Annotated in this window: 5 protein-coding genes; 2 read left to right on the top strand and 3 right to left on the bottom strand. The window is 63.8% G+C overall.

The window, feature by feature from the left end:
• The first annotated feature begins 807 nt into the window (after positions 1–807).
• The gene (locus BMF89_RS15155; protein ID WP_078107938.1) at positions 808–1,416 is read left to right on the top strand and encodes a hypothetical protein; all 609 of its coding nucleotides are present in this window, start codon (positions 808–810) and stop codon (positions 1,414–1,416) included.
• A complete protein-coding gene (gene mobF / locus BMF89_RS15150) occupies positions 1,413–5,180 on the top strand; it encodes a MobF family relaxase (protein WP_171983510.1) in 3,768 nt (1,255 codons plus the stop codon). The genes BMF89_RS15155 and mobF overlap by 4 nt, the downstream gene beginning before the upstream one ends.
• A gap of 348 nt (positions 5,181–5,528) precedes the next feature.
• On the opposite strand, the gene BMF89_RS15145 is transcribed toward mobF, so the two are convergent.
• The 3 genes from BMF89_RS15145 to BMF89_RS15135 form a co-directional block, all read right to left on the bottom strand.
• Positions 5,529–6,794 (bottom strand): type II restriction endonuclease, encoded by a 1,266-nt coding sequence (locus tag BMF89_RS15145; protein ID WP_078107936.1) that lies wholly within the window; start codon positions 6,792–6,794, stop codon positions 5,529–5,531.
• 3 nt (positions 6,795–6,797) lie between these two features.
• Positions 6,798–8,105 carry a DNA (cytosine-5-)-methyltransferase gene (dcm, locus tag BMF89_RS15140; RefSeq protein WP_078107935.1) on the bottom strand — a complete coding sequence of 436 codons (1,308 nt, stop codon included), beginning with the start codon at positions 8,103–8,105 and terminating at the stop codon, positions 6,798–6,800.
• An 80-nt stretch (positions 8,106–8,185) separates the two neighbouring features.
• Positions 8,186–9,823, bottom strand: coding sequence for a hypothetical protein (locus BMF89_RS15135; protein WP_139359698.1), 1,638 nt, complete (start codon positions 9,821–9,823; stop codon positions 8,186–8,188).
• Positions 9,824–9,867 lie beyond the last annotated feature (44 nt).

Raw genomic sequence — 9,867 nt, 5'->3', positions numbered from 1 at the left:
CCGCTTGCCGCTGCCGCTTGCCGCTGCCGCTTGCCGCTGCCGCTTGCCGCTGCCGCTTGCCGCTGCCGCTTGCCGCTTGCCTGGCCCTGGACTTAGTCCGGTGTCCCTTCGGTACACGTCCACCCATCTTGTTGGCTCATGTTGGTGTCCGGCACCGAAGGGTGCCGTTGTGGTCATCTTGGGAGATGGGCTCGCCCATGATGATGGTGGCCCGCTGCGCGGACGGGATTCCTGCTGCGTCGTGGTGGTTGGTTCGGTTGCCCCGCGCCCACAGGTGCACGGCAAAAGCTATTCCTTCGGGCTTTTCCCGCACACAGGTGGACGCCGGGACCCCCTGTGACCGGCTGAACCCAATGCCCGCGGCGCCATTGATTGTTCGGCTCACCGTGGGTGAGCGGGCACCGGGCACATCCTGGATCATGGACGGTCGCCTTCGGGTGCTGTTGGAAGCCCCCGACCGCACTGAACCTGCCAGGACACACTCAAAGGCCACAGAGGGACCAACGGCTCAATACCAGAGCCAGCCCCGACCAGACATCAATACAGCCCCCAGAGAGAAGCCCAGAGGAGTAGAGCCTCCATAGGAGGCTCAAGGTACGAAAAAGGACTCACACCTCTGGCACCAAGGTGCACTCGGTGGACATTTGTCCACCGATCTCACACACGCCCGGGCACGGTCCCGGCGAATGGGTGGGTATGGAACCAACAGTTTTACCCGTGGGGATCTGCTCAAAATGCCACGGCCGCTTGCCGGAGGCCAGAGACAAACGCACCCGTTACTGCAGCGAGGCGTGCAAGGAAACGGCGATGAAACGTCGGCGCCGGGGCCAGCCGGTGGCTGATCCTGTGTCTGCCGAGACGGCGCTGGCTTTGTCGAAGCGCGTAGGGGAGTTGGAGGAAACGGTCCGGCAGGCCAGCGTGCTGATGTACCGGGCGCGGGATTCACGGGACAGCTACCGGGCGAAGGTACGGGCGGCGGAAGCGTCCGTCGCGACGGAGCGGCGCCGGGCAGGCGCCGTGGTTGCCGAGCAGGCAGCGAAGACATCCGCGATGCGTGATCAGCTCGTGGACCTGCGCCGGCGGCTCGCCGATGCTGAGCGGACGGCCCGTGAACGGGTGCCGGCGGCCGCGGACGAGGGCGTGGTGGCCGGGTTGCGTTCCAGGTTGGAGGACGGCAACACCGCCTATGCGAAATTGATGGCCGTCCATGAACGACTCCGGGCCTCGTTCGATCAGGTCTCCGCGCAGGCCCGCGGCCTGCCGGAGGTGTACCGGGCCTGGGACCGGCTCTGCCAAAAGCTCTACCAAAGCACTAAAGGCAAACCGGCCACCGAGGCCGAGCAGCGGATCCTGAGCCAATGGGTTTCATGGCGGAACCAGCAACAGCAGGCAAAAGCGAAAGCAGGTCAGAAGTGACGGTCAGTATCGGGCGCATCAACATCGACTACTACCTTGATTCGGCGGCCGCCGGGGACGCGGCCCAGATTGGGACCAGGGATCTGACCGCGTACTACACCGAGACCCAGGCCCCGGCCGGACGCTGGTTCGGGCGCGGACTCTCCGGCGTCGGCCTGGTGAACGGGCAGCAGGTGCAGAAGTGGGCGGCGAAAAGCATTTATGAAGACTTCAAGCACCCCGGCACGGGCAAGGAACTCGGTGCGCGCCCCATCGTCAAGACGTCCTCACCGCAAGGTGCGAAGACACCGATCGGCAACGCGGCCAGGAGCGAGCGGGAAGCAGTCGCCGGATTCGACCTGACATTCAGCGTGCCCAAATCCGTAAGCGTGTTGTGGGCGTTGGCGGAACCGAAGCTGCAGGCAGAACTCCATGAAGCGCACCGGCAGGCCGTGGAGGAATGCCTGGACTGGCTCGAGCGGAACGTCATCCAGGCCCGTGCCGGTCACGGCGGTGTCGCCTGGGTGGCCGTGGATGGGGCTATCGCGTCACTGTTTGATCACTGGGATTCCCGTGCCGGAGATCCGCAGCTTCATACCCACGCGGTGATCGCCAACCGGGTACAGCGAATCAGTGACGGAAAATGGGTCACGCTGGATTCCTACACACTGCACCGGAACATGGTCGCCGTGAGCGAGAAGTACAACAGCATCCTCTTTGACCGGATCTACGGCCGGACCGGTGCCGTGGCCCAGCTGCGCACCGGGATAGCCGGACTGGCAGGAACCGACGCCCAGTCGCTGCTGGAGCAGCTGGGGGAACCCGAGACGGATCCCCGCAACGCGCGGGCCGAGCTCGCAGGTGTCCCGGACGGGCTGATCACCGAATTCTCGTCCCGGTCCGTTGAGATCGAAGCCAGAACCGATGAACTGATCGCCCAGTGGATCGAACACCACGGCGGCCGCCCGCCCCAGGCCGTGGTGCTGAAACTGCGCCAGGAAGCGACACTGGCGACACGGACCGCGAAAAAGCCCTCGGCCGAATCGTTGACGGAGAAAATGATCGGCTGGCGCCAGCGGACCGAAACCGCCGGCTACGCCCCGTCCGGGATCATCCGTGACGCCATCGGCCACGATGCCGCAGTCGTGGCAAATGCGGACATCGCACCCGACGTCGCGGCGGTACTGGGACGCTTCGCACTCCATGACACCGGGAGCCGGCGCACCACCTTCACGCGGGCGAACCTGATCGCGTCCACGGAGCGGGTACTGCGCGGAGTCAGGATGGGATCCGCGGCCGACCGCGAGAAACTTGTGGACCGCGTCGTGGAAGCCGCCGCCCTTGAAGCCGTTTCCCTGAGCCCGGAACGGATGGGCACACCGGAGATGGCGGATCCATTCCTGACCGTCCGTGGGCGGAGTGCCTTTGAACACGAGGAAACCAAGCGTTTCACCACGGCCCAGATCATGGACGATGAGGCGTTCTTGATCTCCCGCACCGGCGCGGAAGCCCCGGCGCTGGACGGGGCAGGAACCCGTGCGGCCCTGGGCACGGCCAGTACCCGCGAGGGCCGCGCGCTCAGCCCCGACCAGTCAGCCGCAGCCCAGACGATACTGACCAGCGGGAAAGCCATCGACGCCATCATCGGCCCGGCCGGGACGGGGAAAACCACGACGATGCGCGCCGTCCGGGAACTCTGGGAGGACGCCCACGGTGAGGGCACGGTGATCGGCCTGGCTCCTTCGGCGGTCGCGGCCGCGGTGCTCGGGGAGGAAGTCAACGCGGCCACCGACAACGTCGCCAAGTGGTTGTACGAATCAGTCGGCGAGGGCGCCGCCCGCCGCGCCGTACGGGTGGCGGACCTCGAGCGGACCGTTACCCGACTGGGCGCGGCCGAACAGGGCGCGTCGGCCAGGTCCGGCGCGAAGGACCGGGTCCAGGCGCAGCTTCGCGTCGCACATTCCACACTGGCCAGCCAGTACGCGGAACAGGCCAAGTACCAGATGCGTCCCGGCCAGCTCGTCATCCTTGACGAGGCATCGATGGTCGGCACCGCCGCAGCCGCCGAGCTGGCCCGCCAGGCATCCGCTGCCGGGGCGAAACTCCTCCTCGTCGGTGACCCGGCCCAGCTGGACGCCGTCGAAGCCGGCGGTTTCCTGGGCTGGATGGAACGCAACACCGACGCACCCGTTCTCACCAGTGTGTGGAGGTTCAAAGCCGATTGGGAACGGGCAGCTTCCCTGCGGCTCCGCACCGGCGACACCGACGTCCTGGCCACCTACGCCGAACACGGCAGGATCCATGAATGCCGTGAGGGCAGCGCCGCGGACAGGGCCTACCAGGCATGGATGGCAGACACCCGCACCAGCACCTCAGCCAGTCTCCTGATTGCCGGGGACAACGACACCGTCAACGAACTCAACATCCGCGCACAGCTGGACCTCGCCGCCGAAGGCCGCGTCGATCTCGAACACAGCATCCGGCTCAGAAGCGGCATTGCCGGGGTCGGGGATGTGATCCTGGCCCGGCAGAACAACCGGCGCCTGACCGATGACGCCGGACACTTCATCAAGAACGGCACACGCCTGGCGGTCACGACCATCCACCCGGACGGATCCGTGACGGCGACGAGGACCGACACCGGCGCCGTCGTCGTCCTGGATCCCAGCTATCTGGAAGCCTCTGTTGAACTCGGCTACGCCTGCACCGCCCACCGGTCCCAAGGCGTCACCGTGGACACCGCCCACACCGTCGTCGCCTCCGGGCAGTCCCGGGAACTGTTCTACGTCGCCATGACCCGCGGCCGGCACGGGAACACCTGCTACGTCGATGTCCCGGACCCCGCAGACGAAGCCACCCCGGATGAGTGGGGCATGGTCCGCAGGATCATCCCCGCCGATGCCGCAGCGGTCCTGCACGGTGTGCTCGGAAACCAGGCACAGGAAATCACCGCCCACGAAGTCCGCGACGCCGAACACGGCCACGCCAACGACTTCGCCCGGCTCGTCTTCGAATACGACTACGTGGCATCAGCTGAACAGGCCTTCCACGTCCTGGCCTGGCTGGATGACTCCGTCAGTGCGTCAAGGAAGGAAGAGATCGTCACCGACCGGCTGTTCACGGCCCTCATCCATGCCTCGCCCCATGAATGCCTGCCCGCAGGCATAAGCCCTGAAACGGCGTCGGTGCAGGATCTGATCGCGGCCTGCACTGCGGAGGTGGCAGAATCCGCCGGGTCGGCCCGCGACGTCGGGAGCATCACCACCGGATTCGCCCCGGGCAGCGCCGAAGGCCGGCGCCTGCAGCAGCTGCTGGAAGGCAAGATCACCGCACGTCTGACCCAGCTGGTACCGCCCATCACTGGCGACGACGCACCCGCATGGGTCGATGACCTCCGGAAGGCCCACCCTGGCGTCGAAGACTTTCCCCGGCTGGTCCGGGCGGTCACGGCGTGGCGGGAAGTCTCCGGGCAGCAGGACGCGGCGTCGGCATGGGGTGATCCTCCGAAATCAACAGACAAGACCATGTCCGGCTACTACGCCAACGCGAGAAAGCACCGGCCAGCGGGTTCACGCCGGGCGGCGCCCGCCACCGCCGGAACCGTGACCGAAACGGATGTGTGGGCGGATATATCGTTCGCAGCGGATGAGGCCAGGTTCGTCCATGCCGAAGCCGTCCTGGCCCCGCAGGCGTCGGGTCGCCTTCCCCAAGACACCAGCATGGGCAGCTGGCCGGATGCACCCGATCCGGGGCCAACGGAAATTGACCACGCATGGGATCTCTAAGGCATACGCGGTAGTTGCACCACGCTATTGGATGCAACCGAAGCCTCACCGTACGCGGGATTTGAGGTCGACTTGGGATAGCCTTCGGGACGCCAGATTACGCGGAATCCGGGCGAGGGAGCGATGGGCGGCAGTGGCTAGCCACGCTGGGCCTTCCGGTGCGGCGCCGGCCTTCGGCGGGCAGGGGGCGATGATGCTCACGTGGGGCGCGGCGGCGTCGAGCTCCAATTTGGCGGCTCTACGCCTTCCACGCCCCCGCCGCGTCGTTGACTGTGACGAACTCGTATTTCTCGGCCGTGGTGCTGCTTCCTTCTGAGTCGCGGGGCGAGTGCTTCGGGCAGTGCGGTGTCAGAAGAGGTGATCCACCGTGACCGGCGCCTGTTGTTCCCGGTGTTTGATTTCGTTCATGAAGTCATCGAGGCCCATCAGCCATTGCTGTTGGGTTTCGGTGAAGCCAGGGCCATGGAGTTGCTTCGGGATCACCAGCTGGAGTCGTTCGGCTCTCATCTCGGCTGTCTGGTCCTCGGAAATGGCCGGTTGAAGCGTCAGCAGGTGCTTGTCTGGGATGCGGTCAGCCTCGTTGAGTACCTGCCGCCACCGGTCTTTCAGGGTCGTCTTGGATCCGAGCAAGGTCAGCAACGCGGGCGGGAACCGCGGATCGTCGTAGTCCCGTTTGGAGGGGAAGAGGAAGTCAGGTTCCTTTTTGCCCTCCGTTTTGGCCTTCTTCACGAACCGGACTCCGTGGGCGGTGAACACGGCTGCGATGTGTTCTTCCAGCGACAGCCCGGCACGGGACTTCCTGCGGTTATGCACGGAGAGGGACAGCTTCAGGAATGCGTCGACGTCCACGTTGCCGTCCGGGCCAAGGAAGCCGTTGGAAATGCTTTCGCTTATCCGGTGTTTTTCCAGCGTCCGGAAGAGCCGGTGTTCCATGCCGACCCAGCTCATGAGCGTGCCGTCAGGGTCTGTAACGGGGTCGGCGTCCTTGACCATTGATCGGGCAAAAGCGGCGAAGTGCGGAGTCGATGGCCACAGCTCGCTGTGGAATTTTCGCAGGATTGCCTCCAGCAGCCGGTCATCGCCCAGATCCACCTCGATGCCCAGCAGCGCCAGAAGTTCCTCGCTGGCCATTTCCTCGCGTTCGGGCTGGCGTTCCATGCTGGTGGTGACGAACAGCGATTCGGTGGTGTTCTGGACATCGAAGATCCATTGAAGCTGCCGCAAGATCGTTGAGCCCTGTTTGGCGATCACAAGAATGAGGCTCCCGCCGTCTTCCTTGGCGAGGAACATCGTGTCACCGGCGTTGGCCCGGTAAATGATGTGCTCTGCGGCGGAGAGGTACAGCAGCCGGTACTCCGGACCGCGCGTCTCCTTCTTCTCGCGGCTGTCGTACCACGTCAGCGACGTTTCGAACAGCTCCGGCATTTCCTCCAGATCATCATCGAGGTATGCCATCTTCGTCGGTAAGTGCATCTTTCCGACGGGAGTGCCCAGCAGGTCCCGGAAAGCTTTGCTTCCGTTGAACTCGTGCTGGTTCGATGTCAGTTTGTTGACGTCAACGTCAGCCAGGACTTTGGTTGCGAAGCCCTGGAAATAGTCCCCAATCCGGATCATGGCTTAGGCGGCCGCGTCCGCCATGGCGGGCGTTTCCTGCAGCACCGCTTCGGCGGCTTCTGCTACTTCCTTTTCCGCCGCGATCGTTGCCTTGACCTGCAGCAGGTGCGGCTTCATGATGCGGGCCACCTCCTGGAATACCGGCATGACGACGCTGTTGCCGAACTGACGGTACGCCTGGGTATCGCTGACCGGGATGACAAAGCTGTCGTCAAAACCCATGAGGCGGGCACATTCGCGCGGCGTGAGCCTGCGCGGACGCTGCCCAGGCTGTTCGACCAGGATTTCCGATCCGTCCTTGTGGTACCGGGCCGACAGCGTGCGGGTCCGGCCCTCAGCGTTGACCAGCCCGAAACCAAAACCGTTACCGGCGGCTTTGTGCTTCTTGGCGTAGTTCTGCAGGTATGTCCACAGGTTCTCGGTGAGGGTGAACTTGTCGTTGACCTTCTTCTGTTCGTGGTCGAAGTACTTATCCCCGTCGTGGGCGAGGACCGGTTCCGTTCCGTCGGTGCGGTGGAGAATATCGCCGAGCTTGTGGCTGGTTTTCTCCGGCAGCACGAGGTCCTCCCACGTGAAGTCCGTCTTCCGGGCGAAGCCGACGATGATGATCCGCTCACGATGCTGGGGCGTGAAGTGCCCGCCATCGATGACCTTCTCGTGGACGTCGTAGCCGAGCTCTTCCCGCAAAACCTGCATGATGATTTTGAAGGTGTTGCCCTTGTCATGGCTCTTGAGGTTCTTCACATTCTCCAGAACGAATGCCGCCGGCCGGGTGGTCTTGATGATCTCCTTGATTTCGAAGAACAGGGTGCCTTGGGTCGGGTCGTCGAAGCCGTGCGGGCGCCCGAGCGAGTTCTTCTTGCTCACTCCTGCGATGGAGAACGGCTGGCACGGGAAACCTCCAAGGAGGACGTCGTGGACCGGGACGTTGTTCTGCTGCCCGACAATGTCGCCGATGAACTGGTGTCCGCTGCCGAAGTTCACGGTGTAGGTCTTCTTCGAGAACGCGTTCCATTCCGAGGTGAACACGCAGTCGCCGCCATGCTTCTCGAAGCCCTGGCGGATCCCGCCGATTCCGGCGAACAGGTCGATGAAGGTAAACTCGGGATCTTCATGCTTCTGGATGGACCGTGGTGTTAACAGTGACTCCAGAGCGGCCCCGACGAAGGTCTTCGGAGTGTATTCCCCCGCCGACCAGCGGCTCACGGTCCGCGTGTCCACTCCGAGTGCTGAAGCCAGTTCGGCCTTGGTGAAGCGCTCCAGCGCCTGGGTCAAAAGGCCGGTAACCTGCTCCGGTGAATGTGTCGTCATCGTGACATCCTGTCATCTTTTTGACCCAGCTCCGGGCGGCGCGCCGTATACGGGAAGTGAACGTCCATCTTGGCGGGTAGCTACGACAGTGACGGTCCGTCGTGGGGATTGTGAGCTAATTCGAGGACGGGGCCGGCTTGTTCCGGGGCCGCCACCAACTCGGCACCAGCGGGTAGCTGCAAGAAATGTTTGTCCGGGGCAACGGTGAGCTTCCCCAGCTGCCCGTGTTCGTTTCTCACACGCAGGTGGACGTCGTCACCGCTACGAAGGACTCGCTCCACTTTCGCGACCGCTCCGGCGTCGTTGACGATCAGTGAGCCTTTCTTCAACCCGAGAACGCTGACCCGTGTGGCCTCCGGACGTTCGGTCCTGACCTCTGCCCTAACCGCCGTCGGAGGTTGCTCTGGATCCAGCGGCAGGGACGGAAGGACGGCACGCCCTGTTGCAAGGTCTTCAAAGTACCCGGTGCCTTTGCGCAGCTCACCACCTGAGAGATAGGCAAGCTCTGCGCTTGCAATCGGACTGCTTCTCCAGTTCTCGTAGTTCGCCCACACCTTCATCTCAGTCTTGATCCACGCCACGTTCACGTTTTCGCTGTGCATGACAGCACCGACGGGGAGTTGGTCAAGTTCTTGCTCCGCCCACAGGTGTGCGCCCGAGGGATGCTCCCCCACCCCGGCCAGTGCTCCGCGCATTGCGCCCACGTGGGTGCTGGCCGGGCCGAGAAGGGTTTCGTTTTCCCCGGATGTGAGCTCCGGTGTGACCTCCAGCCACGTGAATCCGCTTCCGAGCTCATGGCACCGGCTGCCGTTGATTTCTTTTGTCCGGCAGTCGGCGCGGTAGCCCTCTTCCGGGTTAATCTCTTGCCAGACGTCTCGGGCGGCATCGTAGTCGTACTGCGCAGTTTCACCGGCGGCGATTTGGTGCGCGGCGAGCCGGATGCATTCCTCCTGTCCAAAGTAAGGCTTCGCCCAGCCATTCCAACGGTTCTCGTCAATGAACGCTGCTTTGAAATTATTTGCCGGATCTTGGCTGTCATCCCACGTCACCAATGTCTCCGGCGTCAGAGGAGGTTCCGCGGACACGGTGTCCCAGTCAGTACCCCCTGAACCGTTGCTCTCCGGGTTCGCGCGCAGTTCCCCACGCTCGAGGACGTCCCAGAGCGCGGGAACGGGTGGTGTGCCGGGGAGAACCCATGCCGTGGCGTTGGAGAGTTCAATGGCGGCATCGACGAGGAGTTGCTGTTCCCCATCATCTGTTGCCAGGGCGACAAGGACTTGGCGATCCGGTGCCGGGTACAAACCTTGGATCGTGCCCATGAGTGTTTGCCTGACCGGGTCAACCAGCCCATAGGGTGAACGCCTGACACCGGTGATGAGGACATTCCCGCCGGGCAGGTTCCACCTGTCACTGAGGTCAAGTAACTGCAACCGTGGTGCAGGCACCACGGGGATTTCAAGGCCTGGTGCGGGTGGCTCGATCATGATGATCTGCTGCTCGTTCGGGACAATCAACCAGTCCGTCGAGCTTCCATGATCGACGTGGATCATCGTTGAGCCGGTGAAGTATGCGTAGGAGCGCCCCAGGAGGCGGACCTCGCCGTAGATGCTTGTCCTGTACTTTTCGTCTGTGACGAGATCGTACGGACTTCCCTCGACGTCTATCACGGCGCCGAGCGGCACGTCCTCGATGTGGTTGAAGCTCACTTCTGCTGCCATGGTTATCGGCCTCTCTCGTTGACTGGCGCTGTTGTTAAACTGTT

Origin of the sequence: Arthrobacter sp. SRS-W-1-2016, assembly GCF_002009585.1 — a bacterium.
GTDB classification, from domain to species: Bacteria; Actinomycetota; Actinomycetes; order Actinomycetales; family Micrococcaceae; genus Arthrobacter; species Arthrobacter bambusae_A.
This window is presented reverse-complemented; position numbering and strand designations above follow the sequence as displayed.

Bases quoted from the DNA above. Each gene is read 5' to 3' on its own strand.
- BMF89_RS15155 (WP_078107938.1), top strand. From the start codon at position 808: ATGAAACGTCGGCGCCGGGGCCAGCCGGTGGCTGATCCTGTGTCTGCC.
- BMF89_RS15145 (WP_078107936.1), bottom strand. From the start codon at position 6,794: ATGATCCGGATTGGGGACTATTTCCAGGGCTTCGCAACCAAAGTCCTG.
- dcm (WP_078107935.1), bottom strand. From the start codon at position 8,105: ATGACGACACATTCACCGGAGCAGGTTACCGGCCTTTTGACCCAGGCG.
- BMF89_RS15135 (WP_139359698.1), bottom strand. From the start codon at position 9,823: ATGGCAGCAGAAGTGAGCTTCAACCACATCGAGGACGTGCCGCTCGGC.